Origin of the sequence: Streptomyces sp. NPDC048277 (assembly GCF_040652235.1) — a bacterium.
Classification (GTDB): domain Bacteria; phylum Actinomycetota; class Actinomycetes; order Streptomycetales; family Streptomycetaceae; genus Streptomyces.
This window is the reverse complement of sequence record NZ_JBEZLQ010000033.1, coordinates 54,529-73,842: the sequence shown is the minus strand read 5'-3', so window position 1 is coordinate 73,842 and position 19,314 is coordinate 54,529. Positions and strand designations below refer to the sequence as shown.

The following is a 19,314-nucleotide window of genomic DNA, read 5'->3' as shown; positions in this document are numbered from 1 at the left end:
GACGTTCACGTCATGACCAACACACACACCACCGACCACCCTGCCGTCGAGGGCCGGATCGCCTCGGCCGTCGCCCTGGTCAAGACCTACCGGCAGGGGCAGACGGAGATCAGGGCCCTGGACTCGGTGACGGTCGGCTTCGACCGCGCACGGTTCACGGCCATCGCCGGCCCCTCGGGCTCGGGCAAGTCCACGCTCATGCACTGCCTGGCCGGGCTCGACTCGGCCACCTCGGGCCAGGTCTTCCTGGGCGGCGACGAGTTGACGGGCATGTCCGACGGCGAGCTGACCCGGGTGCGTCGGGACAAGGTCGGTTTCGTCTTCCAGGCCTTCAACCTGCTGCCGCAGCTGACGGCGCTGGAGAACATCGTCCTGCCCGTCACCCTGACCGGCCGCCCCCTCGACCGGGACCTGCTGGACCACCTCGTCGGCGTCCTCGGCATCGGCGACCGCATGTCCCACCGGCCGTCCGAACTCTCCGGCGGACAGCAGCAGCGCGTGGCCCTGGCCCGCGCGCTGCTCGCCCAGCCCGTCGTCCTGTTCGCCGACGAGCCCACCGGCAACCTGGACTCGCGCTCGGGCGCCGAGGTCCTCGACTTCCTGCGCCGCTCGGTGGGCGACCTGGGCCAGACCGTGGTCATGGTGACGCACGACCCGCGCGCCGCCGCCCACGCCGACCGCGTGCTCGTCCTCGCCGACGGCCGGATCGTCGACGACGTCGACGCGGCGTCCGGCGCCGACGTCACGCGGGCCCTGCGGGACCTGGGGAGGGCCGCCCGATGAGCACCCCCTGGCAGCGGGGCACCCCGTGGCGGGCCAGTGTTCTCGGCTCGCAGCTCGCCGAACTCCTGCGCCGCCCCGGCCGGTTGGTGACGACGGGGCTGTCGGTCCTGGTGGCCGCGTTCGTGGTCTTCGCCACGATCATGGCCCAGCAGATCACCACGAACACCGCCGTCGACAACTACCGCGGCACCCCGAAGGCCGTGGACCTGGTCGCCAAGGCCGGCGACAGCAACATCAGCGCCACGGCGCTCCGGCGGATCCGCGCGCTGCCGGGGGTGGCGGCGGCCGTCGGCCGCGTCAACTCCGGCGCCCCGGTCACCGGTCCGTCCGAGCACTGGCTGGAACTCCGCTCCGACCCCGGTACCGGCCCGCTCTCCCAGGTCGAACTGGTCGAGGGGAGCTACCCCGACCGCGCCGGTGAACTCGCCGTCAACCGCCGGGCCGCCGAGGAACTGGGGCTCGCCCCCGGCACCCGGACGACCCTGAAGGTCCAGGACCCCAAGAATCCCGAGGACGGGGAGAAGACCGTCGAGGTCACCGTCACCGTCACCGGAGTGGTCAAGAGCACCGCGACCGCCGACCAGCAGTCCGGTGGCTACACCACCGACGCGTTCATCGGCCCCTTCGCGGACCTGCCGGGCTACGACCACATCGACATCGAGGCCAAGTCCGGTGTCGCGCAGGCCGAGTTGACGAGCCAGGTGCGCGCCGCGCTCGACGGGGCCGGCAAGGCCTCGGCCAAGGCGAAGCTCGTCACCGGCGGTGGCGTACGTGCCGCGGAGGAGCGCGAGGCGGTCAGCGGGGACCTCCGTGAGCTCTTCCAGCTGATCTCCGTGTTCCTCGCCGTCGCCGTCGGGGCCGCCGCCCTGGTCGCCACCTCCGCCTTCCGGATCGTCTTCGCCCAACGGCTGCGGCAACTGGCGCTGCTCCGCGCCATCGGCGCCCCGCAGCGCCGGGTGGTAGCCGCGCTCGTCGTCGAAGGCACCGTGGTCGGCGCGGTCGCCGGCGGCATCGGGGTCCTGCTCGCGCTGGGCGCCGGTCAGTTCGCCCCGACGGCCGCCCGCGTCCTCGCCGGACAGCGACTGTCCGCGCCGGGGCTCCCCGTCACGGACGCCGCGCTGGTCGTCGCAGGGACCATGCTCGTCAGCGTCGGAGCGGTCCTCGCGCCCGCCCTGTCGGCGGCCCGGGTCTCGCCGCTGCAGGCCCTGCGCAGTGCGAGCACCGTCGCGGGCGAACGCCGGATCGGTACCGGCCGTCTCACCGTCGGCGTCGTCCTCGCCGCCGCGGCCACGGGAATCGGCGTCCTGCTGCTGCGCAGCCTCCCCGAGCCCGGCGACCAGGACTACGACCGGGGCCTCGGCATGCTGGGCACCGTCGCCTCGGCGGGCCTTGCCTTCCTGGCACTGGTCGTCCTGGGCCCCCTGCTGGTCCGCCCCGTCCTGGCGGTGACCGGCTGGCCGCTGCGCCGGCTCGGCACCACCGGCCGGCTCGCCGTCAGCGGCGTCGGCGGCACCCCGCGCCGGGCCGCGGCGGTCTCCGTCGTCGTCGCGCTCGGGGTCGCCCTGGTGTCGGGCGCCCTCGTCGCCGTCGCCTGTCTCACCGGCTACACCCAACGCACCGACGCGGTCGACGCTCCTGCCGACTTCCGGGTCACGTCCGAGGCCAAGGGCCTGGACCCCGCCGTCGTACGGCGGTTCGCGGCACTGCCCGAGCTCACCCACGTCACCGCCTACCGGACCGTCCAGGTCACCGCGGGCCCCAAGGACGCGCACATCCAGTACGAGGTGTCGGACCTGGACCCGGACGCCCTGCCCACGGGCCGGTACATCGACACCGCCACCGGCTCCCTGTCGGACCTGGGCCCCGGCAGCGCGGTCCTCGCGTCCGGCGTGGCCGACGCACTCGGAGTGCGCGCGGGCGACTCGCTCACCGTCACCCCGTCGAGCCGGGGGAGTATCCGGCTGACCGTCGCCGCCACGCTGCCCGCGGACGGCCCGGGACAGGCCGACATCCTCGTGGTCCCCGCCGACCTGACCCGCATGGGAGCCGCCGGGAACGCCGGCGGCATCTTCGCCGACGCCGCCACGTCCGGCCTCGCCGCCCGCGGCCAGGCGCAACGGGCCCTGGAGACCGTGATACGGGAACACGTCAAGGACCCGGACGACGTCACCATCAGCGTCCTGGCGGACGACCGGGACAGCAACCGGGCCACCATCGAGACGATGGGCGTCACCGCGCTCGGCCTCGTCGCCCTGACCGTCCTCATCGCGGTCGTCGGTGTCACCGCCACCACCAGCCTCACCGCGATCGAACGCGCCCGTGAGTTCGGCCTGTTGCGCGCGCTGGGCCTGGGCGGCGGCGCACTGCGCCGCACGATCACCATGGAGGCCGGACTGTACGGCGTCCTCGGCGCCTCCCTAGGCCTCGCGCTCGGCGTCCCGTACGCCTGGCTCCTCGTCCGGGTCACCGTGAGCAACGCGCCCCTGGTCCTGCCGGGAGCCCAACTCGCCCTGGTCTTCTGCGCCTTGGCCGCCCTGACCGCACTGGCCGGCCTGCTCCCCGCCCGCCACGCGACCCGCGTCACACCGATGACCGTCCTGGGCGGTGCCGAATGAGCGCCTCCGGAAGACCGCGGGCACGCATCGCCGTACACGTGACGTGGATCACGGAAAAGGGAAAACCGGCGGTCCCGGCCCGGCGTCTAGCGGGTGTGAGATCAGTCAGGAAGGCGCCGAAGGCACCGGGCGAGCTGGACGAGGAGCATCTCGTCCAGCTGGTGGCCACGGGTGACCGCGCGGCGTTCGAGGAGCTGTACCGGCGCACCGCGCCGTGGATGGCGGTGAGGCTGCGCCGTCGCTGTGCCGACGAGCAGATCGTCGCCGAGGTCATGCAGGAGACGTATCTGGCGGTGTGGCGCGCGGCGGGCGCGTTCGCGGGGGCCGCGGTGGGCGGGACGGCCGTCGGATGGCTGTGGACGATCGCGGCGCGCCGCCTCGTCGACGCCTTCCGGCGCAGGGCCCACCATGCCGAGCCGCCGCCGTCCGCCGCTCTCGCCGGCGTGGCGCCCGCCGCCGAGGAGGAGGCGCTCGCGGTGACCGTCGGCGGGGACGTCGGTGACGCGCTGCGGCGCCTGGCACCGGAACTCAGGCAGGTACTGCAGGCCATGGTGCTCGACGGGCTGTCCGTCCGGGAGACCGCCGTCCTGCTCGGGGTGCCCGAGGGCACGGTCAAGACCCGTGCCCGCCGGGCCCGGATCGCGATGCGGGAGGCGCTGGCATGAGCGTGGAGCACGCGTCGATGCGGATCATCGACGGTTACGCACGCGGCGGCACGGACCTGGCCGTCGACGAGGTGTGGGCCCTGGAGGCCCATCTGGAGGCGTGCCGGGTCTGCCGTGACCGGCTGTCGGACGCCGTCGCGGCGCAGGCGCCGGCCGTGGCGGCGCTGGTCGGCACCGTGTGGTCCGACCTCGAACCCCAGCTGGGCGCCACCGCCCCGGTGCCGCGCCGGCGGCACCGGCCGACGCGGCTGTCGAGTTGGCTGACGCCCGTGATGGCGCCGTGGCTGGCCATGGTCGTCAGCGTGACACTGCTCGCGCTGCTGCTCGACCTGGTCGACACCGGCTCCGGCGGTGTGTCGCTGGTGCTGCTGCTCGCCCCGGTCCTGCCGGTGCTCGGCGTCGCGGCGTCGTGGTCGCGCGGCCTCGACCCGGCGTACGAGCTGACGGCGTCGGTGCCCAGGGCCGGGCTCTACCTGGTGCTGCGGCGCACGGCGTCCGTGCTCGCCGTGGTCGTCCCGGTGCTGCTGGTCGCCGGCTGGATGACGGGGGTGACGGCGGCGCAGTGGCTGCTGCCCTGTCTGGCCTTCACCTCGACGACCCTGGCGCTCGGCGGTGTCGTCGGGGTGACCCGCGCCGCCGTCTCGCTGGTGGCCGTGTGGGCCGCGGTGATCGTGGCACCGACCGTGGCCACGAGCCGTACGACCGTCGCCCTGCACTCGGGCGGCCTGCCCGTGTGGGGGCTGATCCTCGCGCTCGGCACCGCTGTCGTGATCGCACGCAGGGGCGCCTACTCCGTGCTGGGAGCCCATCGTTGACCACCGGAAAGGACCACCACATGATGTCCGCGGTGAGCGCGGCCGACATCGCGCCGACGGCCTACGCCTGGGAGATCCAGGCCACCGGACTGAAGGTCAGGGTCGGCAGGAAACGGATGGCCGTCGACGGGCTCGACCTGTCGCTGGGCACCGGCGTACACGGCGTCCTCGGCCCCAACGGGGCGGGCAAGACCACCCTCATCCGGACACTGGCCACCGTGCTGCGCCCCACCGAGGGCACCCTGGAACTGCTCGGCGAGTCCGCGGGCGGCAGGGGCGAGCACCGCGCGCTGCGCCGCCGTATCGGCTATCTGCCGCAGGAGTTCGGCTACTACAAGCGCTTCACGGTGCGCGAGTTCGTCGAGTACATGGCATGGCTGAAGGAGGTGCCCAAGGCGGAGATCCCCGCGGCCGTGCAGCGCGCCGTGGAGCGGGTGGGGCTGGCTGACCGCGCCGACTCGCGCATGAAGACGCTGTCGGGCGGCATGGTGCGGCGGGTGGGCATCGCCCAGGCCATCGTCAACGATCCGTCGATCCTGCTGCTGGACGAGCCGACGGTCGGTCTGGACCCGGCGCAGCGGCTGCGCTTCCGCGAGCTGCTGCAGGAGCTGGGCACGGACACCTGCGTGGTCGTCTCCACCCATCTGGTGGAGGACGTCGCCGCCGCCTGCACCGACGTGGTGGTCTTCGCCGAGGGCAGGCTGGTCTTCCAAGGTCCTCCCGACGAGCTGGCCTCGGTGGGCGGTCCCGAGCACGTGGGGGACAGCCCGCTGGAGCGCGGCTACTCGGCGCTGCTGCAGTACCCCGAGCAGGGAAGGGGCACCTGGTGAACACCCGAGTCCTGCGCATCGAGCTGAGACGCTCCGTCGCCCCCTGGGCCGGCGCCGTGGTCCTCACGACCGCGCTGGCGTTCCTGTACCTGCTGAACGGCGCGTGGGGAAGGGGCACCACGGCGTGGACGGCCGAGTGGACGACGCTGGCCCTGTGGACCCGCGCCCTGCTGTTCTACCTGTGGCCGCTGGCCGTCGGGTTCGGGGCGCTGCAGGGACTGCGCGACCACCGCTCCAAGATGTCGGAGCTGCTGACGAGCACACCGAGGCCTCCCTGGCACCGCGCGGCCACGTCGGCGGGTACGACGGCGACGGCCCTGGCCTCGGCCTTTGCGCTCCTCGTCCTCGTGGGCGGGGTCCAGGTGCTCGCCCACACCTCGTACACGCACCTCGGGTGGCTGCCGATCTTCCTGGTGGGGGCCCTGTTCCTCGTCGCCGGTGCCGTGCTGGGCATGGGGGCCGGGCGGACCCTGCCGTCCCCTCTCACCCCACCCGCCATGGCCATGGGCGCCTTCGCGTTCACGGCCCTCATGAACAGTTCGCTGGGCCGGACGCGGACGTCCACGGTGGAGGGCATCACGAGCACGGAGCCGAACCAGGTCTCCCTGCTGTCACCGGCGGTGGACGAGGTGCACGACGCGTTCGTCACGCTCTCCGCCGCCGTGCACATCGGGCAGACGATCTGGCTGCTCGGCATGGTCACGACCGGCTTCGCGCTGCTGGTCGCCGCGACCCCGAGCACCCGGCTGATCGCCCTGATACCCGTCCTGGCGGGGGCGACCCTCGCCCTGCTCGTCCTGCCCACCGACCCGCACCGGATGTACGTCGTCGACGAGGCCGCCGCCAGGCCGGTGTGCGACGGCCCGGTGTGCGTGACCCGAACGCACCAGGGGCAGCTCACCGACCTGGCGGGCCCCGGCAAGGAGGCGCTGCGCCTGCTGCACGGCGCCCTGGGCGGCCGGGCGCCCGTCGCGATCCGGGAGAACACCGCCGTACTGCCGCAGGGCGCCATGCCACCGCGGTCCCGCACGACCGTGCTCCTCGACTTCGACGACGAGACCATCGCCGGCGCGAAGGGCGCGGAGCTGACCCGGGCCCTGGTCGCCGAAGGCATGGTGCCGTCGTGCTCCCCCGTCGGCTGGAGCGGCACGACCGGGGAACTCGCCGCACAGGTCGTCGCGGCGGGCTGGGTCCTCGGGGACCTGAAGCCGATGCCCGGCGCCTCCGGCACCCTGCGGGACGTCATCGACGAACTGGCCCGCCCGGTCTGGAAGAAGCTCAAGGCGCTTCCCCCGGCAGAGCAGCGCTCTCGGATCGACGCGATGCACGCCGCCGCGCTCTCCTGCAAGGGCGACGCGCTCGACGCACTGAACGGCGGTGCGTCCCGATGAGGCTGAACGGCGGTGCGACCCGCCGATGAGATGGCTGACGCTGTACGCGCGCTCGCGGCGGGTGCCCGCGTCGCTCGCCGTGGTGGTGATCAGCGCGGTGGCGGTGTGGGCACTCGCCCGGGACGGGGGCGGAGGGCCGGGTGATCAACGGCTGCCCGTGCTCGTCCTCGCCGCGGGGGCGATGGCGGCCTCGACCGGGCTCGGCGGGCAGGATCTCGCGCTGGACCGGACGGCCGCGATCCGCTGGGTGCCCCGGAGAGCCGCGCATGTGCTGCTCGCCGGCGCGGTCGTCGCCGCGGTGCTGCTGACGGTGCAGGCGGCGGGCGGGTCCATGGCCACCACCGCGTTCGTCGTCCGGGACAGCGCGGGCCTGACGGGGCTGGGCGCCCTGGGCGCGGCGCTGCTGGGCGGCCGGCACGCATGGACGCTGCCGTTCGCCTGGCTCTCGGTCTCGTTCTTCGCCCCGCCCGCCACGAATACGCCGATGCGGGTGGCGGCCTGGATGCTGCTGCCACCCGGGACGGCGTCGGGCACCTGGACGGCCCTGGCCCTCACGATCGCCGGCACCACGGCCTACGCCTTCGCGGGACCGAGGCGGTAGCCGGTCCGCAGGTTCTGCTGTCGCAGGCACACAAGGGCGCGTCCTGCGCGGGCGTGCCCTTGAAGCACGGGAGGCCGGGCTCGGGAATGGGAGACACGTCGCCATGCGTTGGTGGGGCAGGGCGACGAGTACCGGAGCACGACGTGAGCGCTGCGATGATCACGACATCTGTGGTCGAGACCCTGCGGGCATGGCGCCGTTCCGCGCCGGGACCCCTGTGGCTGGCCGGGCCTGTCCTGCTGATCGTCGCGATCCCGGTGGCCGACTGGTTCCTGCCGCCGGACATCCATCTCGCCCACCTGCTCGTCGTCGCCGTGGCGGTCACCGCGGTCGGTACCGGGCCGCGCGCCACCGCGCTGATCGGCGCACTGGCGGTCCTCGCACTGGTCGTCGCCGGCTTGGAGCGACAGACGCTGGTCACGGAGAGTGTCCTCGTCGAACTCTCCGCCCTTCTCGCCGTCTGTGCCTTCCTCGTCCTCTTCACCCGTCTACGCGATCGGCGCGAACGGGAGCTCGTCCGGGTGCGCTCGGTATCCGACGCGGCACAGCGCGTCGTACTGCGGCCGTTGCCCGAGCGGGCCGGACCCGTCACCCTCGCCTCGCACTACCGCAGCGCCGAAGCGGACGCGATCATCGGCGGCGACCTGTACGCCGCCGCCAGGATCCCCGGCTCCACGCGGCTGCTCATCGGGGACGTCCGGGGCAAGGGACTCTCCTCCATCAGCGACACGGCGATCGTGCTGGGTGCCTTCCGCGCCGCCGCACACCGCATGATTCCGCTGCCGGAGCTGGTCGCCTATATCGAGGACGCCGTCCGGTGGGGACTCGCCGAGTTCTCGGAGCCGGAGGAGGACGCCGCGGAGCGCTTCGTGACCGCCGCCGTCATGGACATCCCGGACAACGAGCCCGTGGTGCACCTGGTCAGCTGCGGGCATCCGCCACCCCTCCTGCTGGGCGGCCGGACCAGGGCGGCGCTGGCGCTGACGGTCCCCGAACCGTCGCCTCCGCTCGGCCTGGGCGTGTCGCCCGCCGAGGCGAACAGCGCGGACGGTGCCGACGGCTGCTACCTACCGGCGACCTTCCCGTTCGAGCACGGCCACCGGCTGGTCCTGTACACCGACGGCGTCAGCGAGGCCCGGAACGCGGACGGCGACTTCTATCCGCTCGCCGAGCGCGCCACGGCCTGGGCGGACAAGGCACCCGGTCCGCTCGTCGAGCGGCTCGCCGCGGACGTCCGGGCGTACACGGGCGGTCGGCTGAACGACGACATGGCGATGATCGTCGTTCAGCGCGACTGAACAGCGCCACGCCTACAGGTACTGCCAGGCGGCCGGCACCACCCGACGGAACGCGATCATCTCCACCAGGGCATGCCCTGGAGCGGATACCCCGGCCACTGGCCCGGCACCACGGTCCCCACCTGCGGCGCGGTGCTCAGGCCGGTGCCGGGCTGGGTCTGGGTCCCCGTGCTCTGGCTCTGGGTCCCCGTGCTCTGGGTCTGCGAGCGTCCGGTGGTCCACAGTTGGTCGACACGCGCGCGCTCGGTGGCGTTCGGGTAGCGGTTGGTGCAGGACGTGCCGGCGGTGCCGCCCGACATCAGCTCGCTGCACGGCCCGCCGTAGTCGTCCGGCAGGCCCAGCACGTGCCCGGTCTCGTGGGCGGCGACGCGGACCGAGTCGTACTGCTTGGTCTGGGTGTAGTCGAGGAAGACGTAGCCCTTTCCGTGGCCGTCGGTGGAGGCGTAGGACCCGCGCGAGTCGTTGCCCTCGTAGTAGGAGAAGTCGGCACCGCTCGACGCCTGCTGGAGCTTGACGTTGGACTCGGAGCTGTTCCAGATCGAGGCCGCGCTCGATATCTGCGAACGGAAGCTCGGTGCGTGGGAGTCGTTGTAGTAGATCGTCACCGCCTGCGCGTTCGGCTGGGCGGCACGCTTCGCGGCGACCGACTTGAGCACGGCCTCGAAGAACGCCTTGTTGTTCGCGGCCTCCTCGGCCGACCCGCCGCCGTACCGTGCCACGGAGGTACCGGCGGGAGCGGACGGGGTGGCGGCGGTCTGGGCGCTCGCCGGTACCGCCGCGCCCAGCGCGCTGGAGGCCAGACCCAGGCCGAGAGCGAGGGTGAGGAATCTCGCGGACGTGGGGGACGACTTCATGTGGGGGGCTCCTACTCACTCGGTGACGCCGAGCGCCGGGTGCGCGGTCGACGATGCGTGCACACCGGTTCCGAACTGCGGCGACGTCCTGTGGGTCGTCATTCTTAGAACGGCCCCACAGGGAGCGCAAAGGGTCCCCACCACTACGTCGCCTCGTAGGTCCCGGGACCCCGCCGGGGCGGTGCGCGGATCTCCGGTCCGCACGTGGCGGCAGGAGGGAAAGGTGTCGCGGCGTCAGAAGCCTTACGGCGGTGGGCGATGCGCGTGTGAGTCGGCAGGGCGGAATCCCGGGACGCGAGGCTGGGCCCACATCTGGTCCAAGACGGACAAATGCCTAGATGTCCGCCGTGGCGCATCTACTAAGCGCGCCGGTTGATTGACGGAGTGCTGTGACCGACGTCATAGAACGTGTCGGCTTTCGCCTCTTTCGCGCCCCGCCGGCCCCCGGGGCGCCCCAGGGAGTCCCCTCGGCGCCGGGCGGCATCCCTCACCGCCGCGCCGCCGCCGAGCCGGGCAGGGGCGGGCCTCAGCCCGACGTGCAGATCACCAGCAGCCCTCGACCGTGGCGGCAAGGCCGTCCAGGCCTTGGGTGACGGTGGCGGTGGGCGCCAGGCCGTTCTCGACGAACGCGAAACTCTTCCAGCGACCGTCCCCGCCTTTGACGACCCCGGCCAGGGCGGACACATCACGCAGGGTGCCGGTCTTGGCGTCGACCTTTCCTACGGCGCAGGAGGCGGGTGTGCTGGTGAAACGGTCGTAGGAGGTGCTGAGGGTGCCGTCGACGCCGGCGACCGGCAGGCCCTTCAGGATCGGCCACAACGTGGCCTGGTAGCGGGTGTCGACGGCCAGCCCGGCGATCGCGGACAGGGCGTCGGCGGTCATCCGGTCGCTGCGGGACAGGCCGCTGCCGTCGTACTCCCGTACGCCGGTCAGCGGTATGCCGTACTTGACGAGCACGGCGTGCACCGCGGCGGTGCCGCCCGCGAAGGTGGCGGCCCGGCCCTGGCCGAGCGCGGTGAGCCGCAACAGGCCCTCGGCGATGTCGTTGTCGCTGTGCTTGAGCATGTATTCCACGGTCGTCGACAGCGGCTTGGACTTGTGGGTGGCCAGAACCGTGCTGCCCGACGGCGTCTTGGCACGCGCGGACTTGCCCACCGTGATGCCCTGCGCCGTGAGCTGCTGGGCGAAGTAGTCGGTGGCGGTGAGCGCGGTGTCCTGGGTGTTGTCGCCCTCGATCCGCAGGGCCCGGACCGGAGCGACGGTGTCCGGGTAGTAGCCGCTGTTCCAGCCGGTGGCGAGACCGGGGGCGGCGAAGAGGTGGTCGTCGAACATCAGCCGCACCGAGTGCTGGCCCTTGGCCTTCAGGGCCTTGGCGGCGGCGGTCGCGAGACTCTTCAGGTCGGCGGAGCTGAGCTGCTGATCGCCGCCGCCGACCAGATACACCGTGCCGGAGCGGTATACGGCCTTGGTCTGCACCGTGTGGCCGGGACCCAGCACGGTGAGCGCGGCGACCGCCGTCGCCAGTTTGTTGGTGGACGCGGGCATCACCCCCGTCGCGTGGTTCTTCGCCCACACCGTCTGCCCCGAGGCGACGTCCCGGACCTCGCCCACCACATTGCTTCCCAGGCCCGCGATGCCCACCCGCTGGTTCAGCTTCCCGGTCATCGCCTTGTCGGCCGCCGTCAGCCCGCCGGCCGCTGATGCGGAGGTGGCGGTCACCGCCATCGCGGTCACCACCGGGGCCGCGATCACGACCGCCCGCTGGACGGCCTTTCCGTATGTCCCGTTCCTGCCACGCGGAAGCGCATGCCTGCCCAAAGTCTTCTCTCCTTCGTCCCGGGTTCGTTTCGTCTCGGTTCTGCGACTGCAGCGTTCTCGTCGGCTCAGGAGCAGGCCCTGTCGAAACCGCCCGCGTGCCACGCGGCATGACCCGGACCCGCACCGTCAGCTCGGCCGGTGCCGTTGAAGGTGCGGCAGAGATCGGCGAGTTCGCCGGAGCCGGGCCAAGTCGTCGGCGAACGCCCGCAGTTGGCCGAGTCCCGGGGAAAGCGGATAACCGGCCACGATGGTGTTCACGTGATCGCGGAACTGCCGGATCGCCGCGTCCCGTGTCGTCGGCCGTCTCACGGGGAACTTCGGCGGCCTTCTCAACGCTGCCCGAGCTGGTCGTACCGGCCGGCTCGGCCCGCACCCGGCGCAGCCGCTTGACGCAGGCGTCCAGCAGCCGGGCGTCGATGGCCAGTTCGCCATGGGCCTCGGTCTTCGGCACGCCCCCGTCGGGGGAGGCGCCGACACGCCGGAGGACGGCACGGATACGGGCTTCGAGGACACGTGGCATGCGCGCAAGTATTCGCAAGCCGTGACCCTCGTACTGGACGATCACCCAGTCATGGCCGATTTATTGTCATGGCTGATTCACGACAGGCGTGACCGGCTGTGAGTGCGCGACTCCGACCGATCCGCCGTTACGGTCCCGTGACAATCTGATCCAGGTCCGATCACATGGCCCCTCCAGCCTCTACGGACATGACGCTGCGAAGATGACGCCGGGCCTCGCCCCGCCCTCGGCCGGTCACCGGTCGACGGACCTCCATCCTCGGCCTCGCCCACGGCGCTCCCCGCCGGAGCCGCCGTCGGAGTCCTCACCGGCCGCCGCCCCTCTCCCCTTGGGTCGTTTCCTGACGACCGTTCGCGTTCCCGCCCTGGTCTCGTCGCGGAGCGCGGACCACCCGCGGATGCCGTCGCCCTCCGGGACGACTGCCCGAACAAGGAGTCCCCCTACGATGCGTAAGTCCCCGTCGCAGGAACCGTCCTCGCTCCCGGCACGCAGGCACCGTGTCGCCGGATCCGGACGCAGGCGCTTGATCGACTACCCGCGCCGCGGCAGAACGGGCCTGCGCCGCTGGCTGCCGTCGTGGCGGCTGCTGCTCGGGGGCTTTCTGCTGTCCGTCGGCACCCTGTGCGGGCTCTTCGCCTATGTGTACTCGCAGGTCGGCATACCGGACGAGAACGCGGCGGTGCGGCAGGAGGCCAACGTCTACTACTGGGCCGACGGCAGCCAGATGGTGGCCGTGGGGGCGGTGAACCGGCAGATCGTGCCGCTGGCCGAGATACCCGTTTCGATGCGGAGCGCGGTGGTGGCGGCGGAGAACGCGAGTTTCTACAGCGATCCCGGCGTCTCGTTCGCGGGCGAGTTACGCGCGGTCGTCAACATGGCCAAGGGCGAGGAGGTCCAGGGCGGTTCGACCATCACCCAGCAGTACGTGAAGAACACCTATCTGTCCCAGGACCAGACCTACACCCGCAAGGTCAAGGAGTTCTTCATCGCCCTGAAGGTGAACCGGACGAAGAGCAAGGACATGATCCTCCAGGGCTATCTGAACAGCAGCTGGTTCGGCCGCCAGGCGTACGGGATCCAGGCCGCGGCATACGCGTACTACGGCATTCCGGCCAAGGACCTCAGTCCCAGCCAGGCCGCGATGCTGGCGGCCACGCTGAAGGGCGCGGAGCAGTACGACCCCGCGCTGAGCGCGGCCAACCACGCCCGGGCCGTGGCGCGTTGGAGCTGGATCCTGGACCGCGAGGTCAAGGTCGGGCTGATGACCGCGACGGAGCGGGCCACGTACCGGACGTTCCCGGAGCCGAAGAGGGTGTCGGTGTCGACGAGTCTGGCCGGCCAGACCGGCTATCTCGTCAACGTCGCCAACGCCTACATCACCAAGCGCACCGGGCTGACCGACAGGGACCTCGCGCGGGGCGGCTACCGGATCCACACCACCTTCGAGAAGGACAAGGTGCAGCGGCTTCAGCAGGCCGTCGAGGACGTCACCAGCCGGGGCCTCGACCCGAAGAAGCGTTCCACCGACCGCAATGTCCAGGTCGGCGCCGCCACCATCCGGCCCGAGGACGGTGCCGTACTCGCCCTGTACGGCGGCTCGGACGCCACAGAGCACTTCACCAACAACGCGGACACCTCCGGCGTCGCGGCCGGTTCGGTGTTCAAGCCCTTCGCGCTCGCCGCCCTCATCGGCGGCGGGCGGCGCGCCCGGCCCGTCCGTGATTCGGTGGACACGCCTCCCCCCACGATCCAGGACATGCAGAGCGCTCTGGTGACCTCGGCCCATGCCCCCTTCGTCCAACTGGGCAAGGCCATCGGCTGGGGTCTGATCCGGGACGCGGCCGTCAAGGCAGGGCTGCTGCGGAGCAGCATGGCCCCCTTGGAGCAGACCTTCCCGATAGGCACCTCGACACCCAGCGCCATCCGGATGGCCGACGCCTACTCGACCTTCGCCAACGGAGGCGAGCAGAACGATCCGTACTCGGTGACCCGGGTGCTCAGGCACGGCAAGCCGGTCGGAGGACTCGACCACCCGCACCCCCGCGCCGCCTTCGATCCGCGGGTGGCCGACACCGTCGACAAGGTGCTGCAGGGTGTGGCCCGCCAGAACGGCACCGAGTCCATCGTCCCTGGCTCCAGGTCGGTGGCCACCGGCGCGGACGACCTGACCAAGTCGGCCTGGTTCGTGGGCTACACCAAGAACATGTCCACCGCGATCACCCTCTTCCGCAACGAGCCCGGCCAGGCCCAGCTCCTTCCCCTCACGGGCGTGGGCGGCGCCGGCTCCATCCGCGGCAACATCTTCCCGCCGCGGATCTGGGCCCGTTTCATGGGCTTCACCGGCGCATTCGACCTGAACCGCACGAAGCCCGTGGAGGAGGACCCGGCCACGCAGCCCGAATCGTCGACGCGGCCGTCCGATTCGGGCGAGGACCGGACCACGACGGAGCAGAAGTCCGACCAGGGCGCGTCGGCGTCCTCGAAGCCGACGGTCGCACCCACGGCGACGGGCCAGTCGTGGCTGACCGGGGAGCCGCTGGCCAACAGCTCTGCCTCGGCGGCCACTTCGGGCGACCGGCCGTAGGTGACGCAGCCGAAGGACAGCGACTGGAGCCAACGGCGTGACTCCGTGCGGTGACGAGCCGGTCCGAGTCAGGGACGGTGTCCCCTCCGCGCCTGCTCTACGTCCCCGCGTGGACGTACGCCGCCCAGATGTGCGGGCGGTCGGGGATGCGACGGCGCAGTTGGCGGACCGTGTCGTGGAGGGCGTGGGCGGCGCCGGGGGCGTCAGTGGCTGTCGTGCGGCGGTAGAACTCACGGGTCATGTGCTCGGCGTGGGTGCTGTCGATCGTCCACAGGGTGCCGACCGCGGTGGGGAAGCCGGCCAGCAGGAAGGAGCTGGTGATGTGGATCGCCTCGTCGGTGAGGCGTTCCGCGGTGCGGGCGGTGCCGCAGGCCGCCAGGAAGGCGAGCTGGGCCGCACGCGGGCGGGCCCGGCAGATCTCCAGGACCGAGACCGGCTCGCCGCTGGGCAGGTGGAGCAGGGCGCCCGAGGGTTCCGACGGGTCCGTCGCCGCGTGGCAGCCGAAGTGGGCCCACGAGGCGTCGTGCAGCGCGGCCAGCACGGCCTCTCGGGTGGCCGCCGGGCCGATCAACGGCTCGTTCGCGCCGAGGAGTTCGGCTGCGTGCGCGGCGGCCGCCGCGACGCCCGGCAGGTCGTCCTCGGGCGCGGCGACCAGCAGGGCACTGCCGTGATCGGCCGTGCCGCGCCGCCGGGCGCGGGCACGGGCGTAGGCCAGGGTCTGCAGACCGGGTACGTACGACGACACCACGGCGTCGAGGGCCGCGCCGCAGTTGCCGAGTTCGCAGTCGGGCGCCGTGCACTGGGCCGCGTGCAGCGGCAGGGCGCTGAAGGGACCGGTGGGCACCCACCAGATGCGCGGCCAGCCGTCGTGCGGGGGAACGGGGTCCGCCGAGCCGGCCAGCTCCAGCACCGGGCGCACGATTTTGTGCCAGGTCCACGCGAGTGTCTCGCGGACCGTACGCCCTGCGGCGACGAGCTGGAGCGGGGACGGACGGGACATGCCCCGCGCGTTGATGGCGTCCACGGCATCACGCAGCTTCCGCGCCGTGTCGGTGACCTCGTCGGCCTCAACATCGAGGTGCAGGGCGGTGATCGACCCGTCCGTGACGACAAGGGCGTGGCAGAGGCGCCTGCCGTGGTTGAGGACGACCACCGGGCCGTCGGCCGCGAGCGCCCTCGACTCCTCGGCGGTGAGCGGCCGTAGGAAGCCTTCGAAGCCGGGCCGCGTGCGGATACGGCCTACGACGTCGTCGAGTTCGCGGGAGGCGCGCAGGCCCGTCAGCCGGGCCCACTCGGCGTCCCCGGCGGCGGCAGCCCCGGGCGGTGCCTCGGTCGGTGCGTCGAGCTGCTCGGTCAGGCGCTCGAACTCGTCGGCCAGCTCGGGGTGTTGGGCACGCAGGTCGCCGATGTCGGCGCGCGCCTCGATGCGCCGGGCCAGCAGCAGACCGCGGCCGCGTTCCAGCAACTCCGCCGCGCGGTCGACGTCGGGGCCCTCGGCCGTGCGCCGGAGGGAGGCGGGTAGGTGCGGCGTCTGCCCCGCCCGGACCGCGCGCACGCTCTCTTCCAGTGCCTTCACATGGGCGGGCAGCCGGTCGACGATCGACTGGCCGACGAGGTTGGCGAGGAGCAGCTCGGTGATCGACCGGATGTCCCCTTCGAAGGTCGACAGACCGTGCTCGGCGGACGCCTGGTCGCTGCCGCGGTCGGTGACACCGGCCATGGCCTCGACGCCCGCTTCGAGATGCGACAGCGCCAGGTCGACCCGGGGCGGCCGGCGGCCCAGCGCACCGGCCGCGGCGCCGATCTCGCCGTGGGCCCGCATCCACACCGGGATCCCGGCGCCCCGCCACGCGTCGGGGTCCGCGACGCCGGAGAGCCGCTCCTGGATGGGCGCCAGGACGGCGGAGAGGAAGTCCGCCGGGTCGGCGGCGAGGAGGTCCTCCGGGTCGGCGGGACGGGCAGCGCCCGTCTCGGTGGTCACCTCCGGCAGGCGGCCCCGGCCGAGGAGGTCGAGGAACGTCCGCATCGTGGCGCCGACATCGACCGGGGAGCCCTCGGGCATCTCCACCGTCAGGTCGCGGCTCAGCTCCTCCGCCTCCGCCAGCAGGGACTGCGCCCGCTCCGGTTCGGTGGCCCGCAGCAGGATGGCCCGCTGCGCGAGGGCGCGGACGAGCGTCATCGCGATCATCGGCCGCATCGGGTGTCCGGGGGCACACCGGGCGAAGGTCGCCCGGCACTGGTCGACGACGGCGTCGTCGAGGTCCTGGCGCGGGCCGCCGCCCGGTCCGATGGTCTCGACGAGGTCGACATAGGCATCGCCCATCAGGTCGTACCAGGGCCGCTCGTCCCCGGCGGGCGCGGCGGCGCGGGTGACGTCCCGCATGCGGCGGGCGACCCGCCGGGCCCGTTCCAGCTGGGCCGGTTCATGGCCGAACAGATAGTTCTGAAGGGCGTTGTGGAGCTCGGTGCGGCCCGCCAGGACCGTCTTGTCGGTCTCGGACAGCACCGGATCGCCGGGCCGGGGCGCCCCCTCGACCGCCGGTATGCCGGGTGCGCCCTGTGCCGAGGCGAGCAGGGCCGCCGCCTCGCGCGCGCCCTCCGCGTCGAAGCGGCCGATCGACAGGGTGGTGAGCGCGTCCGCGAGGATCCGGTCGAACTCACCAGGCATGTCGGGGGCGTTGGAGCGGGCGTAGCGCAGCAGTTCCACGATCTCCGCGAGTGCGGCGGGGTCGGCCCGGCCGGCGGAGCGGGCCGACAGGGCAGTGCCGAGGACGGCGGAGAGGTAGGGGCGGATCTGGTCGTCCTCGCCCGTGCCCGCGAGGAGCTCCCGGACGATCTCGATGTCGGCGTCGAGACTGCCGGCACCGTCCAGGCGGACATCGCCCATGCGGGTCAACCGCTCCACTGTCGCACGCAGTTCGCCGTCGGGGACGTCCCCCGTGGTGGCCGACATGACGGCGAGGGGCAGCGCGGCCTCGAACAGGCCCCGCCGCAGCAGGTCCGCCGCGAGGAACCCGGCCGGGGCAGCCGCCACCGCCTCCTCGGTCAGCTCCCCGGACTCCGCCGAGAGCAGCCCGGCCCGGTCCGGCGCAGTGTCGCGCAGTGCCTCGGCCCGCAGCCCGGTGAGCGCGGCCAGGACGGCGACGTAGGCGTGGCGGTTCGGCCGGTCCGCGGGGAGGGCGGCGAGTGTGGTGCGGTAGCGGGCGATCCGCTCGTCGGAGGCGTCGTCGGGTTCGAATCCGGCGGCCAGGTCGATGATTTCGAGGTCGATGTCGACCGGGCCGCCGGCGCGTGCGGCGCTCTCCCGGACCCGCTCCGCGAAGCTCCCGAGGATCGGCGCGACCCGTTCCAGAGCGGCCGGGTCCTCGCTCCGGCGCGCCTCGTCCAGCTGCCGGTAGGCGGCGAGCATGGCACGCTGGTCGTCGCTCAACGACCCGACGGAGTCCAGGAGTTCCATGGCCTCCACGGCCGCCGCCTCGTCCTCGCGCTCCGCCGCGAAGGCCATGAGCACCCGGCCGAGCGCGGTCGTCACCTCGGGATGCGCGGGGTGCCCGGCGGGGGTGGCCGCCAGGGCCGTACGCAGCCGTCGTACGGCGCAGGCGACCCGGCCCATGTCGTGCTCGGCGATGCCCGCCTCGGCGATGGCCGCGCCGACGACCAGGTCGCGTTCACCGGGCCAGGTGACGGGCTGGGCGTCGAGCATGCGCAGGAAGCGCAGCCCTTCGGCGGTCTCCGGGGTGAGCGCGCCGTCGGGCACCGCCGCGACCAGCCGTTCCACCACGTCGAGTCGAGGCGTACCGAGCAGCCGTGCGGCGTCGACCACCGTGCGCAGCGTGGCCGCGACGACGGCCCGCGCCCCGTCGGGGTCGAACATTCCCGGCTCGGCGGCGGCGAACCGCGTGCACACCTGCCTCCCGTACGTCGCGGCGGCGGCCAGCCCGTCCGGATCCGCCGCCGACTGGAAGCGGGTCAGGTGGAGGTCGTGGGCATGGACGGCCAACTCCACGAATCCCGCGTGGTCTTCGGCCTGTACGTACTCGAACGACGTGTCCGACCAGGCGATCGCGGCCTCAAGAGCGGCAGTCCGCTCCTCCTGCGACCCGTCACCGGCGACCTCGGCATGCGCCGCGCTCATCAGATACGCGAACCGTGCCTCGTGGGACGGATCGGCGGGGTCGAAGCCCTCCCGCAGGGCCTCGGGGAGCCCGGCACCCTCGGGCAGGCGCGGACACAGGAAGCCGAACGTGCCGAACACAAGGGTCAGGTTCTGCGCCGCGTCGGGGTCCTCGGCGCCCTGGTGACGGAACCAGAAGGTCCAGAAGACGGCCGCGACCGAGTCGAGATCGACCGGGTCCGCGGGCGCGGGCGCCGCCTCCCGCAGCAGGGCCAGTGCGTCGGCCACCGCGTCCTGATCGCGCAGGGGAGCGGGATCGCGGGCGTGCTGAGCCGTGACGAGACGTGCGGTGACTCGTTCCCGAAGCTCGGACATCGTTCTTTACATTAGTCTGACCTGCTGTCAGAGGGCAGTGGTTTTCGGGAT

The 19,314-nt window shown here is 72.7% G+C and carries 12 protein-coding genes; 9 read left to right on the top strand and 3 right to left on the bottom strand.

Going from position 1 to position 19,314, the window contains the following annotated elements:
* The first annotated feature begins 12 nt into the window (after positions 1-12).
* From AB0D85_RS45070 to AB0D85_RS45035, 8 genes are all read left to right on the top strand, one after another.
* Positions 13-783: an ABC transporter ATP-binding protein gene (locus tag AB0D85_RS45070; protein ID WP_362334793.1), complete on the top strand. Its 771-nt coding sequence runs from the start codon at positions 13-15 to the stop codon at positions 781-783.
* Complete coding sequence (locus tag AB0D85_RS45065; RefSeq protein WP_362334790.1) at positions 780-3,398, top strand: FtsX-like permease family protein; 2,619 nt, start codon at positions 780-782, stop codon at positions 3,396-3,398. Before AB0D85_RS45070 ends, AB0D85_RS45065 begins: the two co-directional genes overlap by 4 nt.
* Before the next feature lie 95 nt (positions 3,399-3,493).
* Positions 3,494-4,063, top strand: coding sequence for an RNA polymerase sigma factor (locus AB0D85_RS45060; RefSeq protein WP_362334787.1), 570 nt, complete (start codon positions 3,494-3,496; stop codon positions 4,061-4,063).
* Complete coding sequence (locus AB0D85_RS45055; RefSeq protein ID WP_362334784.1) at positions 4,060-4,878, top strand: zf-HC2 domain-containing protein; 819 nt, start codon at positions 4,060-4,062, stop codon at positions 4,876-4,878. Before AB0D85_RS45060 ends, AB0D85_RS45055 begins: the two co-directional genes overlap by 4 nt.
* Positions 4,879-4,898: 20 nt before the next feature.
* Positions 4,899-5,708 (top strand): ABC transporter ATP-binding protein, encoded by an 810-nt coding sequence (locus AB0D85_RS45050; protein WP_362334940.1) that lies wholly within the window; start codon positions 4,899-4,901, stop codon positions 5,706-5,708.
* Positions 5,705-7,099 (top strand): hypothetical protein, encoded by a 1,395-nt coding sequence (locus AB0D85_RS45045; RefSeq protein ID WP_362334781.1) that lies wholly within the window; start codon positions 5,705-5,707, stop codon positions 7,097-7,099. Before AB0D85_RS45050 ends, AB0D85_RS45045 begins: the two co-directional genes overlap by 4 nt.
* Before the next feature lie 25 nt (positions 7,100-7,124).
* Positions 7,125-7,700 (top strand): hypothetical protein, encoded by a 576-nt coding sequence (locus AB0D85_RS45040; RefSeq protein WP_362334778.1) that lies wholly within the window; start codon positions 7,125-7,127, stop codon positions 7,698-7,700.
* A 143-nt stretch (positions 7,701-7,843) separates the two neighbouring features.
* Positions 7,844-8,998 carry a PP2C family protein-serine/threonine phosphatase gene (locus AB0D85_RS45035; RefSeq protein ID WP_362334775.1) on the top strand — a complete coding sequence of 385 codons (1,155 nt, stop codon included), beginning with the start codon at positions 7,844-7,846 and terminating at the stop codon, positions 8,996-8,998.
* Positions 8,999-9,054: 56 nt separating this feature from the next.
* Here AB0D85_RS45035 and snpA read toward each other — a convergent pair whose 3' ends face one another.
* Together snpA and dacB are read right to left on the bottom strand one after the other, a co-directional pair.
* Positions 9,055-9,852, bottom strand: coding sequence for a snapalysin (gene snpA / locus AB0D85_RS45030; RefSeq protein WP_362334771.1), 798 nt, complete (start codon positions 9,850-9,852; stop codon positions 9,055-9,057).
* A gap of 543 nt (positions 9,853-10,395) precedes the next feature.
* Positions 10,396-11,517 carry a D-alanyl-D-alanine carboxypeptidase/D-alanyl-D-alanine-endopeptidase gene (gene dacB, locus AB0D85_RS45025; protein WP_362334937.1) on the bottom strand — a complete coding sequence of 374 codons (1,122 nt, stop codon included), beginning with the start codon at positions 11,515-11,517 and terminating at the stop codon, positions 10,396-10,398.
* 1,118 nt (positions 11,518-12,635) lie between these two features.
* Between dacB and AB0D85_RS45020 the strand changes: the two genes are divergently transcribed.
* Positions 12,636-14,774 (top strand): transglycosylase domain-containing protein, encoded by a 2,139-nt coding sequence (locus AB0D85_RS45020; protein WP_362334768.1) that lies wholly within the window; start codon positions 12,636-12,638, stop codon positions 14,772-14,774.
* Positions 14,775-14,871: 97 nt separating this feature from the next.
* Here AB0D85_RS45020 and AB0D85_RS45015 read toward each other — a convergent pair whose 3' ends face one another.
* Entirely contained in the window at positions 14,872-19,263 is a 4,392-nt protein-coding gene (locus tag AB0D85_RS45015; RefSeq protein ID WP_362334764.1) for a CHAT domain-containing protein, read from the bottom strand.
* Between the last annotated feature and the right edge of the window lie 51 nt (positions 19,264-19,314).